Source organism: Streptomyces sp. NPDC006208 (assembly GCF_040613775.1).
Classification (GTDB): domain Bacteria; phylum Actinomycetota; class Actinomycetes; order Streptomycetales; family Streptomycetaceae; genus Streptomyces.
In genome coordinates this window covers 84,682-99,306 of the sequence record NZ_JBEXSW010000017.1, presented here as the reverse complement: position 1 = coordinate 99,306, position 14,625 = coordinate 84,682, and the positions used below count along the sequence as shown (strand labels likewise).

Here is a 14,625-nt window from a genome sequence, read left to right as displayed (position 1 = left end):
CACCATCCCGAGGAGCCCGCCCGAGACATGGACACCACTCATCCCGGCACGATCTCCGACCTGGCCTCCGGCGTGCACCTCGGCGTGACCTCGCTCACCGACCTGTGGGACCGCGTCTTCGGCAGCCAGCCCGCCCCCGACCAGTGGCTCGTCATCGCCACGGGCGTGGCGGCGCTGGCTGCCGTCATACCCCAGGCCGCCTGGCGTGTCTCGCGCAACGCGATCACCATCGCCCACGAGGGCGGTCACGGCCTGATCGCGCTGGTCACCGGCCGCCGTCTGCAGAGCATCCGGCTGCACTCGGACACCAGCGGCCTGACGGTCAGCCGCGGCAAGCCGACAGGGCTGGGGATGATCCTTACGGCGGCCGCCGGCTACACGGCGCCGCCGCTGCTCGGCCTCGGCGGGGCCTGGCTGCTCGCCGCGCACCACATCACGCTGCTGCTGTGGCTGGCGACCGCGCTGCTGCTGGCGATGCTGGTCATGATCCGAAATGTCTACGGCATGTTCACGGTGATCGTCACGGGCGCCGCCTTCGTGCTCGTGTCCTGGCTGACCGAGCCCGTCGTCCAGTCCGCCTTCGCGTACGCGGCGGTCTGGTTCCTGCTGCTCGGCGGTCTACGTCCGGCATTCGAGCTCCAGTCCAAGCGGCGGCACGGCGGCGCCCCGGACTCGGACGCCGACCAGCTCGCCCGGCTGACCAATGTGCCGCCCGCGATGTGGCTGTTCCTCTTCCACGCCGTGTCGATCACTTCGCTGACAGGCGGCGGCCGCTGGCTGCTCGGACTGTGAGCCTCGACCGGATCCCGCGGCCCCGCTCCTCGCCCCTTCGCTGCACATTCGCCCCGTTCGAGCGCATTTGATCAAGATCGGGCCCGGCGCCGAGCCACTAAAGTGAGGCCCATGACCGAAAGCTCCGTGCAACCCGCCCTCTGGCCCGCCCCGCTCGCGACCGGGGCCGTCGCAGCGACGGTCACCGTGCCCGGTTCCAAGTCGGTCACCAATCGGGCCCTGGTGCTGGCCGCGCTGGCCGCCGAGCCCGGCTGGCTGCGCCGCCCGCTGCGTTCCCGCGACACCCTGCTGATGGCCTCCGCGCTGCGCACGCTGGGCGTCGGTATCGAGGAGACCGTCTCGTCCAGCACCACCGGCGGCGCCGGTGAGGCCTGGCGGATCTTCCCCACCGGGCTGCACGGCCCGGCGACCGTCGATGTCGGCAACGCCGGCACGGTCATGCGCTTCCTTCCTCCCGTCGCCGCCCTCGCCGACGGTCCGGTCCACTTCGACGGCGATCCCCGTTCCCACGAGCGCCCGCTCAACGGCGTGATCGACGCCCTGCGGGTGCTCGGCGCCCGTATCGACGACGACGGACGCGGCGCACTTCCCATGACCGTGCACGGCGGCGGGGCGCTGGACGGCGGTCCGGTCGAGATCGACGCCTCCTCGTCCTCGCAGTTCGTCTCCGCGCTGCTGCTGTCCGCGCCGCGCTTCAACCAGGGCGTGGAGGTACGGCATGTCGGCGGCAGGCTGCCGTCCATGCCGCACATCCGGATGACCGTCGACATGCTGCGCACGGTCGGTGCCCAGGTCGACGAGCCCGAGACCGGCGGCGAGCCGAACGTCTGGCGGGTCTCCCCGAGCGCGCTGCTCGGCCGGGACCTCACCGTCGAGCCCGATCTGTCCAACGCGCAGCCGTTCCTGGCGGCGGCGCTGGTCACCGGCGGGCGGGTCACCATCCCGGACTGGCCCGAGCGCACCACCCAACCCGGTGACGCGCTGCGCCGGATCTTCACCGAAATGGGTGGCTCCTGCGAGTTGAGGACGACCCCGGACGGCACGGCTCTGGTCTTCACCGGCAGCGGCCGTATCCACGGCATCGATGTCGACCTCGCGGAGGTCGGGGAGCTGACTCCCGGTATCGCGGCGGTCGCGGCTCTCGCCGACTCCCCGTCCACGCTGCGCGGTGTGGCGCATCTGCGGCTGCACGAGACGGACCGCCTGGCGGCACTCACCAAGGAGATCAACGAACTCGGCGGCGACGTCACCGAGACCGAGGACGGTCTCCACATCCGCCCGCGCCCGCTGCACGGCGGCGTCTTCCACACCTACGACGATCACCGGATGGCGACGGCAGGCTCGATCATCGGCCTGGCGGTCGACGGCGTGCAGATCGAGAACGTGGCGACCACCGCAAAGACGCTGCCGGACTTCCCGCAGATGTGGACCGGAATGCTCGGGGCCTGAGACATGCGCCGTTACGGCAAGCACACCGACGAGGACGACATCCGGTCCCGCCCCAACCGCAAGGGCAACCGGCCCCGCACCAGTATCCGCCCCAAGCACGAGGACGCGGCCGAGGGCATGGTCCTCACCGTCGACCGGGGCCGGCTGACCTGCCTCGTCGAGGATCGTGTCGTGATGGCGATGAAGGCCCGCGAGCTGGGCCGCAAGGCCGCGGTGGTGGGCGACCGGGTCGACATCGTCGGCGATCTCACCGGTGCCAAGGACACCCTCGCCCGCATCGTGCGGATCGGGGAGCGCCGTTCGGTGCTGCGGCGTACCGCCGACGACGACGATCCGTTCGAGCGTGTGGTCGTCGCCAATGCCGACCAGCTGGCGATCGTCACCGCGCTCGCCGATCCCGAGCCGCGCCCGCGTCTGATCGACCGCTGCCTGGTGGCGGCGTACGACGGCGGGCTCGAGCCGCTGCTGGTGCTGACGAAGTCGGACCTGGCGGCGCCGGACGAACTGCTGGAGATGTACGGGGCGCTCGGTGTGCCCCATGTGGTCACCACACGCGAGGAGTTCGTGGACGGACTGGCCGCAGACCGCGTCCGCGAGTATCTGGTGGGACGGACGACCGCATTCGTCGGTCACTCCGGCGTCGGCAAGACGACTCTGGTCAACGCGCTGGTGCCGCAGGAGAAGCGGCGCTCGACCGGCCATGTCAACGCGGTCACCGGCCGGGGCCGCCACACCACGACATCGGCGCTCGCTCTGCCGCTCGCGGACAAGCAGGGCGGCTGGGTGATCGACACTCCGGGCGTGCGCTCCTTCGGGCTGCACCATGTCGACCCGTCCCGGGTCATCCACGCCTTCCCTGATCTGGTGCCCGGCACGGAGGGGTGTCCGCGGTCCTGTTCGCACGACGAGAAGGACTGCGCGCTGGACGAGTGGGTGGCCGAGGGCCACGCGGATCCGGCACGGCTGTTCTCGCTGCGGCGGCTGCTGGCCACCCGGGAGCGACGCGAGGGCGACTGAGCCGCACGTTTGGGGACCGCACCTACTGGTAAGGGCATAATCGCACCAAGTCAGACGAAGCAGTCACCGATCGAATCGGGAGGCAGAGACGATGGCGTGGCTGCTGGTCGTGGTCGCCGGATTCCTGGAAACGGGCTTCGCCGTCTGTCTGAAGCTGTCGCACGGCTTCACCAGGCTCTGGCCGACGATCGCGTTCTGCGCGTTCGCACTCGGCAGCTTCGGACTGCTCACGCTCGCACTCAAGCGGCTCGACGTGGGGCCCGCGTACGCGGTGTGGACGGGCATCGGCGCGGCGGGCACCGCGATCTACGGAATGGTCTTCCTCGACGACGTGGTCTCCACCCTCAAGATCGTGTCGATCACCTTGGTGATCGTCGGCGTCATCGGCCTGCAGCTCTCGGGCTCATCGCACTGACGGCACCCCCACGGCTCCGCGTACGAGCTGGTCGATACCGGCCAGGGCCGTGCGTACGGGCCGGCCGACACCGTCGCCGACCGGTGCGACGACATACGACAGCGCGAGACGCACCACCAGCTCGCAGCGCTGGGCCAGCTCCGGCCGCCCGTCCTGGCGCCCGGCGCCGAGGGCGGCGAGCGACCGGTCCCGTACGGCGGCCACCAGTTCGTGCGGGGCCGGCAGCCCCGCATCGGCCCGGCGCTGGGCAGGCACCCCGGCGAGCACGGCGCCGCGCCTCGCCGGCCTGGGCTGCGGCATCCGCTCCCCCCAGCAGCCGGTGATCAGGGCACGCAGCAGCGGTCTGTCCCGGGCTTCGCCGACGGTCCACCGGGCGACCGACACCAGACGGTCGGCGGGTTCGGTGGGTTGCGCCAGCACCCGTTCCACGCCGTGCAGATAACGGTCGGCCTCCCGTCGCACAAGAGCCCGGGCGAGGCCGTCCTTGCTGCCGAACTCGTTGTAGAGGGTCTGACGCGAGAGGCCCGCGGCGGAGGCGACATCGACCATCCGCACTGCGGACCAGGGCAGGTCCTCGAGTGCCGCAAGCGCGGCGTTCAGCAGTAACTCTCGGGCTGCAGGCATCGTCGCCTCCCCGGCCGAGCGGCTCCGGCGCGGCTCCTTCTGGAAGGGCGGGCCGGACTCTGGGCACAGCGTTGACTCGTGTCCTTCCACTGTCAATAGGCGTGACTGCCAAGGGCCCCGGGGCGGGTCGCACAGGCGGTCCACCGGCGCCCGGGAAGGCAGCGGTGTGCACCGCTAGAGTGGCGACCATGCCCGATTACCACGATGATCTGCGTCTCGCCCACGTGCTCGCGGACGCCGCCGACGCCGTCACGATGGAACGGTTCAAGGCTCTTGACCTCAAGGTCGAGACCAAGCCGGACATGACGCCGGTGAGCGAGGCGGACAAGGCGGCCGAGGAGCTGATCCGCGGGCATCTTCAGCGGGCACGGCCGCGCGACGCGATCCTCGGCGAGGAGTACGGCATCGAGGGCACCGGCCCGCGCCGCTGGGTCATCGACCCGATCGACGGCACCAAGAACTATGTGCGCGGTGTGCCGGTCTGGGCGACGCTGATCTCCCTGATGGAGGCGGGCGCCGACGGCGCACCGGGGTATCAGCCGGTGGTCGGCGTGGTGTCGGCCCCGGCGCTCGGCCGGCGCTGGTGGGCGGCCAAGGGCGCCGGTGCGTACACGGGCCGCAGCCTCTCCTCCGCGACCCGGCTGCGGGTATCGGAGGTCGAGCGCATACAGGACGCCTCGTTCGCGTACTCCTCGCTGAGCGGGTGGGAGGCGCAGGGACGGCTGGACGGGTTCCTCGACCTGACCCGCGCCTGCTGGCGCACCCGCGGGTACGGCGACTTCTGGCCGTACATGATGGTCGCCGAGGGGTCGGTGGACATCTGCGCGGAGCCTGAGCTGTCGCTGTGGGACATGGCGGCCACCGCCGTCGTCGTCCAGGAGGCGGGCGGTACCTTCACCGGTCTCGACGGCCGGCCGGGGCCGCACAGCGGCAACGCCGCGGCGTCGAACGGGCGGCTCCACGAGGAGCTGCTCGGCTACCTCAACCAGAAGTACTGACGCCGCTTGGGGCGTGACCTGCGCGTTTCCCCTAGCCCAGGCCCCCCTGGGCCGCCATGGGGCCGTCATCGGTCTTCGGGCCGTCCTGGAACGCGCGGTTCACCGCCTCCCGCGTCCGCCGCGCCCGCCGAATCCACCGGTGCCGCCCGGGTTCACGTCGACGTCGTAAGCGTCCCCGGGCGTGACCGGCACCAGGCACCAGGCACCAGGCACCAGGCGAAGCCTCCGCGGCCTCCCCAGGCCTGGACGAAGACCGATAAGACGCCCTCGGGAGGGGTGAACGTTCCATCGGCGGCGAACTCCCGCAGCCCATGCAGATCAAAGCCGGCCGGCCCCGTCGGGCCTGCCGAGCCGGTTGCTCCGGTCAGCGGTCATGCGGTTGGGGCCGGCATGCAGACCCCCAGCAGGGAGAGGAAGGCGGAAGCTGCGGGTGAGGGGGTGAACCGGCTCCAGATGAGGCGCTCGACCCGCATCGGGCCGTTGGTGATCGGCACACACCGCAGTCCATGCAGTTCGGTGGTGAACGTCGCGGGCAGCAGGGCGATGCCCAGTCCATGGCGGACCATCCGGACCATGAGCTCGACGCCGGACACCTCGAAGGCGACCTCGCGCCGCAGGCCGGCCGCAGTGAACGCCAGGTCCGACTGAGCGCGGGCGGCGCTGCCGTCGGCGAAGTCCACGAACACCTCTTCGGCGAGGAGGTGAAGGTCAACCTCTTGCTCCGTGGCCAGTGGGTGGTCCGGGGCGACCACCGCGACGTGCTGCCCGTGGGCGATTTCCTTGTCACGGACGCCCTGCGGCCGGAATCCGGGCTGGACGCCGAGGAATGCCGCGTCCAGTCCGCCGTCGCGCACCTGCTCGACGAGCCGCTCGCTGGAACCCGCCCGCAGACTGATCCGTACCTGGGGGTAGCGCAGGCGGTAGTCCCGCAGCACCGCCGGGAGATCGACGGCTGCAACGGTGGGGATCGATCCGACGGTCAGTTTGCCCCGTACCTCGCCGGTGGCCGCCGCCACCTCCGCCCGGGCCCGCTCGGCCGCTTCCAGGGCCTGGCGGGCGGCGGGCAGGAACGCCTCTCCGGCGGTGGTAAGCCGCACCCGGCGGCTGGTCCGCTCGAACAGCCGGGCGCCCAGTTCCTTCTCCAGCCGGGCCACTTGATGGCTGAGCGCGGACTGGACGACATGGCACCGCTCGGCGGCGCGGGTGAAGCTCGCGGTCTCCGCCACCGCGAGGACGTAGCGCATCTGCTGGAGATCCATTGATCCATCGTGAAACACGATGGATCAGATGACAAACATGCGTTGGACCGATGGGTGCCTGCTCGGCGATGCTGAAATCACGGACAGGCCACGGCAGCCGGCGACCAGCCACCGCCCAGCTACCGTCCCGGACCGGCTAGGTCCTGAACCGCCGACCCGTCGTACTCCCACCGGCGCCCCCGCGCGCCCCGACCCCGCGGAGACACCCATGCGCGTGATCGCCTTCGACCACCTGGTCCTGAACGTCGCCGACATCGAGCGCTCGCTCGCCTTCTATACCGGCCCTTTGGGTCTGCGGCCGGTGCGGGTGGACCAGTGGCGGGCCGGGAAGGTCTCCTTCCCGTCCGTGCGAGTGAACCCCACCACCATCATTGACCTCGTCCAGGCGCCCGCCGAGCGGCCGGAGGGCTCCAACGTCGACCACATCTGTCTGGTGGTTGAACCGCTCGACTGGCAGCAGGTCATCGATTCCGGAGTCTTCACGGTGCTGGACGGTCCCGGCGAGCGCTTCGGCGCCCAGGGCACCGCGGTCTCCCTCTATGTGCAGGACCCGGACGGCAACACGGTGGAACTGCGCTGGTATCCGCAGGACGCCTGAGGATCCCCACAGCGACTCGTCGGACACCCCCTGGTGGCCCCCAGTGGCTCTCGTCTCGGATGCCGATCCGCAGCTGGATGCAGCTCTTCTTCAGGGAAGGGCTGAGCTGGACCGGGACCTCCGGACGGAGTGGTGGTTCCTGGGTATGGCGGGCAGTTGTGCTTGCTGTTGCACCGGTCGCGTGATCAGATGAGCGGCAGCATCGCGTGCCGCTGACGGACTGCGTCAGGCATGGAGGTGCGAAACCGAAAGGGCCGCCCCTCGTGGCTTCCCATAACGGCGACCGTGCAGCCGCCTTGAGCCAGCAGCTCGCGCAAACGCATCAAGAACTGCTTCGCCAGATCGGCGAGATCAGGTCAAGTCTCGGACACCGCCGCTTGAGCGACAACGTACTGCTCACCCATTGCCTGGCGTTCTGTGCCGCGTTGACTTCACACCATCAGGGCGAGGACGACGGGATGTTCTCGCAGTTGCTTCGGGAACGCCCGGATCTCGCTCCAACGGTCGCGAATCTTGTCGAGGACCATGGAATGATCACCTCGATCCTGTCTCAGGTGCGCGAACTCGCTGACAGGGCTGCCGAATCGCGTGGCCTCGCCCTGGAGGCGATCGGGCGTGAGCTTGACGGATTGGCAGCGATCATGGAGTCCCACTTCAGGTACGAAGAGCGCACGATCAGTGAGGCGCTCGACGACGCAATACCTGACACCGACTGGCCCAACACGGTGTTCTCAAGGACCCGGCCGGTCACGCGATCGAGCTGAATCACCCGCCCGTACCTGTAACCGAGGCAGGGTCAGGCGTCCGAAACGCGGCACCCGACCAGGCAACCAACTGGCGAAACCCACTGTGGGCCGGACCATTTGCCCGCATGTGATGTTCACGATTGACACCAACCGTGACGGCAACGACTGCACACAGACGTGCAATCACCAACGTGAGCGATCGAAGTTGGAGGCCGTCGGCACTGCCCATGGTGGGCTGCCCGATCCTGCGGATCAAGACGTCGAGGTCACGTACGCAGCGAGCGGGTGACAGCCGAGTGTCCCCACCTGTGCCGGGGGACACTCAGCCGTCAGAAGATCAGTCCGCAATTGGCAGGTAGTCGCGGTGGCGGCTTTGACAGTAGTTCGTGGCTCCACCGGTGTGGGGAGCAAGGTGTCGCCCGTGGGCCGTCTGCGGCTGGCCGACGCCGACCAGCAACGACCGACGTCGAGGGCAACCGCACGCCACCAGGGCCGCACGTCGTCTCCCGCCCGCGCCCAGAAGGGGGCGAAAGAACCAGGCCGGGGGCGGGGAACGGACGGCTCCCTGAGCAGGCACGACCCCAAACCAGGCAGGACACCGGCGAAAGCCGCACAGCAGACCTCTGGCAACATGTAACGCCCGGGAAGCTTTTGAACCAAGAGGCGCTGGTCAACGAATGTTGTCGATAATCGACATAGCCGTCTGATGGCGTAGCGCCTGAAGCTGTGTCAGGAGTACGCCCATCTCGTCCTCTTCGTTCAGCCTCAGCTGCAGCAAATACCGTGCGCGGTCTTTTGGGCTCATCGAACTCAAATCAGCCATGACCCGTTCGTCCTGACTATTGTGCTGCTCGGCGGTGTCGTAGTCAGAGCGGGCGCGGGCGAGGTGACCCAGGCCGTTGGTGGTGTTGGCCTGCCCGAGGAGGCTGCCGATCTGCTCGTAGAGGTCGAGGGCGTGGCGGTAATGCCGCTCGGCGGCGTCGTAATCGTCACGAGCGCGCGCGAGGTGACCCAGGCCGAGTGTGGTGTTGGCCTGCCCGAGGAGGCTGCCGGTCTGCTCGTAGAGGTCGAGGGCGTGGCGGTAATGCCGCTCGGCGGCGTCGTAATCGTCACGAGCACAGGCGAGGTCGCCCAGGCCGAGGGTGGCATTGGCCTGGCCGAGGGTGGTATTCGCCTCGGTACGGCTGAAGCCGATGATCACCTGCGAGCTGCCGGTCTGCTCGTAGAGGTCGAAGGCGTGGCGGTAATGCCGCTCGGCGGCGTCGTAATCGGAGCGAGCGCGCGCGAGGTGACCCAGGCCGAGGGTGGTGTTGGCCTGCCCGAGGAGGCTCCCGGTCTGCTCGTAGAGGTCGAAGGCGTGGCGGTAATGCCGCTCGGCGGCGTCGTAATCGGAGCGAGCGCGCGCGAGGTCGCCCAGGCCGAGGGTGGCATTGGCCTGGCCGAGGAGGCGCCCGCTCTGCTCGTAGAGGTCGAGGGCGTGGCGGTAATGCCGCTCGGCGGCGTCGTTGTCGTCGCGGGAGCGGGCAAGCTCGCCGAGCCTGCGGTGCAGGCTTGCCCGCTGCAGGGGCGTGCCGTGGGTGTCGATGGCGGTAGTGGTGGGATGGAGGAGGGCGGGGGTGAGGGCGCCGGTGAACCTCATGTACTCCAGCAGCCCGAGGACAGCGCGGGTGAGGGTATCGGTCTGCCCGCGTTCGACGGCGGTCTCGAGCATGCGCAGGATGTTGCCGGTCTCGGGCAGCAGCTGCTCCACCGCGCGCGCCCCAGTGCTCGTGCCGACCTTCTCCCCCTCCCGGCTGGCGAGACGGCAGTAAAAGGCGAGAGTGCGGTCCCGGTCGGCGTCGTGGGGAGAGCGGGTGGTGGCGATGTGCTCGCGGATAGGGGCCAGGGTGCGCAGCCGGCCGGTCTGGTCATACGCCAGCCCGGTCTGCCGCAGCACCGCAGCCGCCCGCGGCCCGGCATCTGGCAGCAGGGCATCCAGGTCCAGGTGCGCGATACCGTCGGGTAGTCGGCCGAGGACGGTGAGCAGCCGCAGCGCCTCGGGGGTCATCGGCGGGCCAGCGAGCGAGAGTTCGACCGAGACCGGGACGCTCAGCTCGCGGCGGCCGCCGCCGTGGCGTTGCAGCAGGGCGGTGCGCTCGTGCTGCCAGCGGCGGGCCAAGTCCGCCAGGTCGGGCTGGCCCTGGGCAGCGTGGGCCAGCAACTCCACCGCCAGTGCAACCCCGTCCAGCGCGCCGAGCAGATCGTCCAGGTCGGAGTCGGTGGCGAACGCGGCCCCGGCGATGTTGAGGAACACCTGGCGGGCCTGGGACAGCGGCAGCGGCGCCACGGCCACCGACTCCCCCCACGCCAGGCGCCCGGGGCGGGCGGTGCCACGGATAGTGGCGACCAAGGCGGTGCCCGGCCGTGCGGCCAGCCGACACAGCAGCTCCTCGGTTCCCAGCGGGTCCGCCGTCCACGGCGTCTCCAGGTTGTCCAGCGCCAGCACCGCCGGGGAACCGTCGAGCGCAGCGCACACCGCCGCTGTCAGCGAACCGGACCCGTCCACAGTGACGTCCAGCTCCGCGGCGACCGCCGCAAGGAGTGAGTCGGCGTCCTCCGCGCCGTCGCAGCGCACGAACCACCGCCGGTGTCCGAACCGGGCGATAACCTGGGCATCATGCAGGGCGGCCACGCACACAGTGCTCTTGCCGATCCCCGGCGCCCCCAGCACAGGCACCGACACCGGCGGGAGGGCAGCCAGCCCCTCCACCACCCGCGCCACCTCACCCTCACGGCCCACCACCACCGGCAAACCCGGTAGGTCACCATAAGTGGTCCCCGCCGCTGGGGCATCGGCTTCCCGATCGAGAGCACTGGTCTGCAGCGCTTGGAGCAGAAGGAGCTCCAGCTCGTCAGGGTTGCCCACCTTCTGCACCGTCAGCCCGCTCTCCCGCAGTCGACACCGGAAGGCATCCTGACGATCCCCGTATGCGGTGTCGAACAGCGCCGAACGTGGCAGCGGTAACCCCGTTGCCTTGTCGTCCAGCAGGAACACCAGTCGTTCCAGGCCCGCATCGGTTGCCTCGGCGAACTCCAGCTCGGTGTAGGACACTTCTGGCTCGTCGCGTACCGGTGAGCCGTAGCGGAAGCCGATGATGCCCACATAGACCTGGCACCGACGCACCTGCTCACGGCAGTAGGTGGCGGGCTTGCTGTCCCGGGCAGTGAAGTACGCCATGTCCACCGGCGCATCCCCGGCGCGTTTCACGGCCGACTCCGCCGCCGCCACGAACGACCGCCCCTCCGGAAACCGGCTCAACTCGGAAGTATGACTGAAGAACACCCGCCGTGGCACCATCACACACCCACGGTAACGGCTGGCACTGACGATGCTCCGGCCTTTCAGTGCGCCGTCTCGGCCTGCGACAGCAGCATGTCTGATGGAGGTGATTCGGACGTGCAGTACGGGAGCCCGGATCCCTGCCCAGGCCCGCAGCTCTTACCGTCTGACAGCGACAGCAGACGTGGGTAACCCGAGCGGTCTGGCGTGGCCATCCCGTCCTGCAGGCGCGGGCGCCGCATCCGAGATTGATTGCGGCGGGAGAGAGCGCTCTGCCAGCACAGACGACCATGCAGGCCCTCACGGTTGGGCCGTCTGTGGGCCGTCCGAGGAGGCCCTAGGACGACCAGAGACGACCAGGGGCCACCGCAACCGCGCAGCTCTCCGGCGGGATGCGAACCAGCGCCGCACCTCGCCGGAGGGCGGCTCAATACCAGAAGTACTGGGACCGGCGACAGCGCACGCCCGCTCACCAGCGCCTTCCGCACGCGGCCCCATCGGGTCACGCGCGCCCTCTTGCTGGCATCCCGCATGACTGCGACTCTGAGAGTCCCCCCACTTGTGAACTTGTGAATCGGTTCGCGAACGACCCGATCCACCAAGGAGGTGGCTCCGTCCATGCTCGTCCGTGACGCCATGAGCACGGTGGTCCTCACCATCGGACCCGCACACACACTCCGCCAGGCTGCCCGCCTGATGGCCGCGCGCCGTATCGGCGCAGCGGTCGTCCTCGACACCGACGCCAACGGACTCGGCATTCTGACCGAGCGCGACATCCTCAATTCGGTGGGCTTGGGGCAGGACCCCGACCACGAGACCGCCGGCACCCACACGACCACCGACGTCGTCTTCGCCGCGCCGTCCTGGACCCTGGAGGAGGCGGCCGAGGCCATGGCGCACGGCGGCTTCCGTCATCTGATCGTGCTGGAGAACGGCGGCCCGGTCGGCGTCGTCTCCGTACGCGACATCATCGGCTGCTGGGCTCCGGCCCGGCGCCGGCCCGCCACACTGGCCGGCTGAAACGGGAACGCACGAGGGCCGGCCCCCTGCACACCACCGTCAGGGATCCGGCCCTCTGCTGTGCGTCAGGTGACCGTCAGCCGCGCAGGGCCTGGACCGCGGCGTCGAGCCGCTTGCCGAAGTCGCCGTCCGCCTGCCGGAAGTTGTCGATCGCACGCTCGGCGATGTCGTCGCGCGACACCTTGGCGATGAAGCCGGCGAGGTTCTCGGTCAGACGGCTCTTCTCGTCCTCGGACATCAGACGGTAGAGGTCGCCGGCCTGGACGAAGTCGTTGTCCTCGGCGTGCGCCGGGGCCGCGTGGCCGCCGGTGACGCCGGAGACCGGGATCGGCTGCCACAGCGGACGGTCCGTCTGGTGCGGGCCGCCGAAGCTGTTCGGCTCGTAGTTCTTCGCGCCCTTGTGGCGGCCGTCGTACAGGAAGCCGTCACGGGAGTTGGTGCGCGCCTCGGTGGCGTGCGGGCGGTTCACCGGAAGGTGGTCGGCGTTGATCCCGACGCGGTAGCGGTGCGCGTCGCCGTACGCGAACAGACGGCCCTGGAGCATCTTGTCCGGGGACGGGCCGATGCCCGGCACGAAGTGCGCGGGGCTGAAGACGGACTGTTCGACCTCCGCGAAGATGTTCTCCGGGTTGCGGTTGAGCTCCAGCCTGCCGATCTCGATCGGCGGGTAGTCCTCGTGCGGCCAGACCTTGGTCAGGTCGAACGGGTTGAAGCGGTAGTTCGCCGCCTCGGCCGCGGGCATGATCTGCACCTGCACGGTCCAGGTCGGGAAGTCACCGCGCTCGATGGACTCGCGCAGGTCCCGCTGGTGGGAGTCGGGGTCCTCACCGGCGAGCCTCGCGGCCTCCTGCGAGGTCAGGTTCTTGATGCCCTGGTCGGTCTTGAAGTGGTACTTGACCCAGAAGACTTCACCGGCCGCGTTGTTCCACTGGTAGGTGTGCGAGCCGTAGCCGTTCATGTGGCGGTACGAGGCGGGGATGCCGCGGTCGCCGAACAGCCACGTCACCTGGTGGGTGCTCTCTGGGCTCAGGCCCCAGAAGTCCCACACGTTGTCGGCTTCCTGGCTGCCCGTGTACGGGTCGCGCTTCTGCGTGTGGATGAAGTCCGGGAACTTGATGGCGTCCTTGATGAAGAACACCGGGGTGTTGTTGCCGACGAGGTCGTAGTTGCCCTCTTCGGTGTAGAACTTCAGCGCCCAGCCGCGCGGGTCACGGACCGCGTCGGCGGCGCCCAGGTTTCCGGCCACGGTCGAGAACCGCAGGAAGGTCTCGGTCTGCTTGCCGACCTCGGAGAGGAACCTGGCACGCGTCCACTGCGAGACGTCGCGAGTCAGGGTGAAGGTGCCGTACGCACCGGCGCCGCGGGCATGGACGACCCGCTCCGGAATGCGCTCACGGTTGAAGTGCGCAAGCTTCTCGAGCAGCAACTGGTCCTGGACCAGCACCGGTCCGCCGACGCCCGCGACCTCGCTGTTCTGGTTGTCGGCGACCGGCGCTCCGGCCTCCGTGGTGAGCGGTCCCTGCGTCACGTGCGCCTCCTGCGTCATTCCTGCGTGTCCTGCCCCTCGGCCTTCTTCGTACTGGATCCTACAATGGACTTTGTCCAAGTCAATTGGACATCCAAAGTCACATCGGGTCGGGACCTGATTCCCACCACTGTTAGGCTGGTTCTTATGAGTGACCTTCTCGAACGACTCCGCGGACGCGGCTGGCGCATGACTGCCCAGCGGCGTGTCGTGGCCGAGGTCCTCGACGGCGACCATGTCCATCTGACGGCCGACGAGGTGCATGCCCGGGCTGTCAAGCGACTCCCCGAAATCTCCCGGGCGACCGTGTACAACACGCTGGGCGAACTGGTCAGTCTCGGCGAGGTGCTCGAGGTGTCGACGGACCGCCGCGCCAAGCGGTACGACCCGAACGCGCACCGGCCCCACCAGCACCTTGTCTGCGCCCGGTGCGGCACGATCCGTGACGTGCACCCGGCCGGCAACCCGCTGGCCGACCTCCCGGACGCGGAGCGCTTCGGCTTCACGATCTCGGACGTCGAGGTGACCTACCGCGGCACCTGCCCGAACTGCGCGAGCGCGTAACCGCACAGCCTGCGAAGCCCCTGACGCCCCCGCGTCGGGGGCTTTGACGTCCCGGGAGCCCCCCCGCACCCTTGCCCTCACCTGTGCCCGACTGCCGGGGCCGGAGCCGGGCACGCACGACGAAGGCCCGGATCCTTGAGGATCCGGGCCTTGGTCCGTGAGTAGCGGGGACAGGATTTGAACCTGCGACCTCTGGGTTATGAGCCCAGCGAGCTACCGAGCTGCTCCACCCCGCGTCGGTGAACTCAACATTACGGGACGCCGCCGACCAGCGCAAATCACTCTTGCGTGAGCTGTAC

13 protein-coding genes and 1 tRNA gene are annotated in these 14,625 nt (G+C 69.4%); 9 read left to right on the top strand and 5 right to left on the bottom strand.

The features are described from left to right. Window positions 1-27 precede the first annotated feature (27 nt). The 4 genes from ABZ208_RS16310 to ABZ208_RS16295 all read left to right on the top strand — a co-directional run bounded on the left by ABZ208_RS16310 (window position 28) and on the right by ABZ208_RS16295 (window position 3,673). On the top strand, window positions 28-792 hold the full coding sequence (locus tag ABZ208_RS16310) for a M50 family metallopeptidase (protein WP_356910139.1): 765 nt from the start codon (window positions 28-30) through the stop codon (window positions 790-792). 111 nt (window positions 793-903) lie between these two features. Further along, window positions 904-2,241, top strand: a complete 1,338-nt coding sequence (gene aroA, locus ABZ208_RS16305; protein ID WP_356910138.1) for a 3-phosphoshikimate 1-carboxyvinyltransferase — start codon at window positions 904-906, stop codon at window positions 2,239-2,241. Between the two features lie 3 nt (window positions 2,242-2,244). Next, window positions 2,245-3,258 carry a ribosome small subunit-dependent GTPase A gene (gene rsgA / locus ABZ208_RS16300; protein ID WP_356910137.1) on the top strand — a complete coding sequence of 338 codons (1,014 nt, stop codon included), beginning with the start codon at window positions 2,245-2,247 and terminating at the stop codon, window positions 3,256-3,258. Between the two features lie 91 nt (window positions 3,259-3,349). After that, window positions 3,350-3,673 (top strand): multidrug efflux SMR transporter, encoded by a 324-nt coding sequence (locus ABZ208_RS16295; protein WP_356910136.1) that lies wholly within the window; start codon window positions 3,350-3,352, stop codon window positions 3,671-3,673. Here the strand turns inward: ABZ208_RS16295 and ABZ208_RS16290 are convergent. Continuing rightward, a complete protein-coding gene (locus ABZ208_RS16290; protein WP_356910134.1) occupies window positions 3,662-4,297 on the bottom strand; it encodes a TetR/AcrR family transcriptional regulator in 636 nt (211 codons plus the stop codon). The two genes, ABZ208_RS16295 and ABZ208_RS16290, sit on opposite strands and share 12 nt — an antisense overlap. Before the next feature lie 188 nt (window positions 4,298-4,485). Between ABZ208_RS16290 and hisN the strand changes: the two genes are divergently transcribed. Next, complete coding sequence (gene hisN / locus ABZ208_RS16285) at window positions 4,486-5,295, top strand: histidinol-phosphatase (RefSeq protein WP_328396668.1); 810 nt, start codon at window positions 4,486-4,488, stop codon at window positions 5,293-5,295. Window positions 5,296-5,666: 371 nt separating this feature from the next. Here hisN and ABZ208_RS16280 read toward each other — a convergent pair whose 3' ends face one another. Next, a complete protein-coding gene (locus ABZ208_RS16280; RefSeq protein ID WP_356910133.1) occupies window positions 5,667-6,554 on the bottom strand; it encodes a LysR family transcriptional regulator in 888 nt (295 codons plus the stop codon). A gap of 208 nt (window positions 6,555-6,762) precedes the next feature. Here ABZ208_RS16280 and ABZ208_RS16275 point away from each other — a divergent pair, with 208 nt between their 5' ends. Beyond that, window positions 6,763-7,152, top strand: coding sequence for a VOC family protein (locus ABZ208_RS16275; protein WP_356910132.1), 390 nt, complete (start codon window positions 6,763-6,765; stop codon window positions 7,150-7,152). 263 nt (window positions 7,153-7,415) lie between these two features. Next, the gene (locus ABZ208_RS16270; protein WP_356910131.1) at window positions 7,416-7,916 is read left to right on the top strand and encodes a hemerythrin domain-containing protein; all 501 of its coding nucleotides are present in this window, start codon (window positions 7,416-7,418) and stop codon (window positions 7,914-7,916) included. Window positions 7,917-8,568: 652 nt separating this feature from the next. On the opposite strand, the gene ABZ208_RS16265 is transcribed toward ABZ208_RS16270, so the two are convergent. After that, complete coding sequence (locus ABZ208_RS16265; protein ID WP_356910186.1) at window positions 8,569-11,235, bottom strand: tetratricopeptide repeat protein; 2,667 nt, start codon at window positions 11,233-11,235, stop codon at window positions 8,569-8,571. Window positions 11,236-11,835: 600 nt separating this feature from the next. On the opposite strand from ABZ208_RS16265, the gene ABZ208_RS16260 reads away from it, so the two are divergent. Beyond that, the gene (locus ABZ208_RS16260; RefSeq protein ID WP_356910130.1) at window positions 11,836-12,237 is read left to right on the top strand and encodes a CBS domain-containing protein; all 402 of its coding nucleotides are present in this window, start codon (window positions 11,836-11,838) and stop codon (window positions 12,235-12,237) included. A 76-nt stretch (window positions 12,238-12,313) separates the two neighbouring features. Here the strand turns inward: ABZ208_RS16260 and ABZ208_RS16255 are convergent, their stop codons facing one another. Next, window positions 12,314-13,783, bottom strand: coding sequence for a catalase (locus ABZ208_RS16255; RefSeq protein WP_356910129.1), 1,470 nt, complete (start codon window positions 13,781-13,783; stop codon window positions 12,314-12,316). A 126-nt stretch (window positions 13,784-13,909) separates the two neighbouring features. On the opposite strand from ABZ208_RS16255, the gene ABZ208_RS16250 reads away from it, so the two are divergent. After that, window positions 13,910-14,326, top strand: coding sequence for a Fur family transcriptional regulator (locus ABZ208_RS16250; protein ID WP_356910128.1), 417 nt, complete (start codon window positions 13,910-13,912; stop codon window positions 14,324-14,326). A gap of 162 nt (window positions 14,327-14,488) precedes the next feature. Here ABZ208_RS16250 and ABZ208_RS16245 read toward each other — a convergent pair. Further along, window positions 14,489-14,562 (bottom strand) — tRNA-Met (locus ABZ208_RS16245). Window positions 14,563-14,625: the final 63 nt, after the last annotated feature.

Coding starts and splice junctions, on each gene's coding strand:
- ABZ208_RS16250 (WP_356910128.1), top strand. CDS start 13,910: ATGAGTGACCTTCTCGAACGACTCCGCGGACGCGGCTGGCGCATGACT.
- ABZ208_RS16260 (WP_356910130.1), top strand. CDS start 11,836: ATGCTCGTCCGTGACGCCATGAGCACGGTGGTCCTCACCATCGGACCC.
- ABZ208_RS16310 (WP_356910139.1), top strand. CDS start 28: ATGGACACCACTCATCCCGGCACGATCTCCGACCTGGCCTCCGGCGTG.
- ABZ208_RS16265 (WP_356910186.1), bottom strand. CDS start 11,235: ATGGTGCCACGGCGGGTGTTCTTCAGTCATACTTCCGAGTTGAGCCGG.
- ABZ208_RS16280 (WP_356910133.1), bottom strand. CDS start 6,554: ATGGATCTCCAGCAGATGCGCTACGTCCTCGCGGTGGCGGAGACCGCG.
- hisN (WP_328396668.1), top strand. CDS start 4,486: ATGCCCGATTACCACGATGATCTGCGTCTCGCCCACGTGCTCGCGGAC.
- ABZ208_RS16255 (WP_356910129.1), bottom strand. CDS start 13,783: ATGACGCAGGAGGCGCACGTGACGCAGGGACCGCTCACCACGGAGGCC.
- ABZ208_RS16290 (WP_356910134.1), bottom strand. CDS start 4,297: ATGCCTGCAGCCCGAGAGTTACTGCTGAACGCCGCGCTTGCGGCACTC.
- ABZ208_RS16275 (WP_356910132.1), top strand. CDS start 6,763: ATGCGCGTGATCGCCTTCGACCACCTGGTCCTGAACGTCGCCGACATC.
- ABZ208_RS16295 (WP_356910136.1), top strand. CDS start 3,350: ATGGCGTGGCTGCTGGTCGTGGTCGCCGGATTCCTGGAAACGGGCTTC.
- rsgA (WP_356910137.1), top strand. CDS start 2,245: ATGCGCCGTTACGGCAAGCACACCGACGAGGACGACATCCGGTCCCGC.
- aroA (WP_356910138.1), top strand. CDS start 904: ATGACCGAAAGCTCCGTGCAACCCGCCCTCTGGCCCGCCCCGCTCGCG.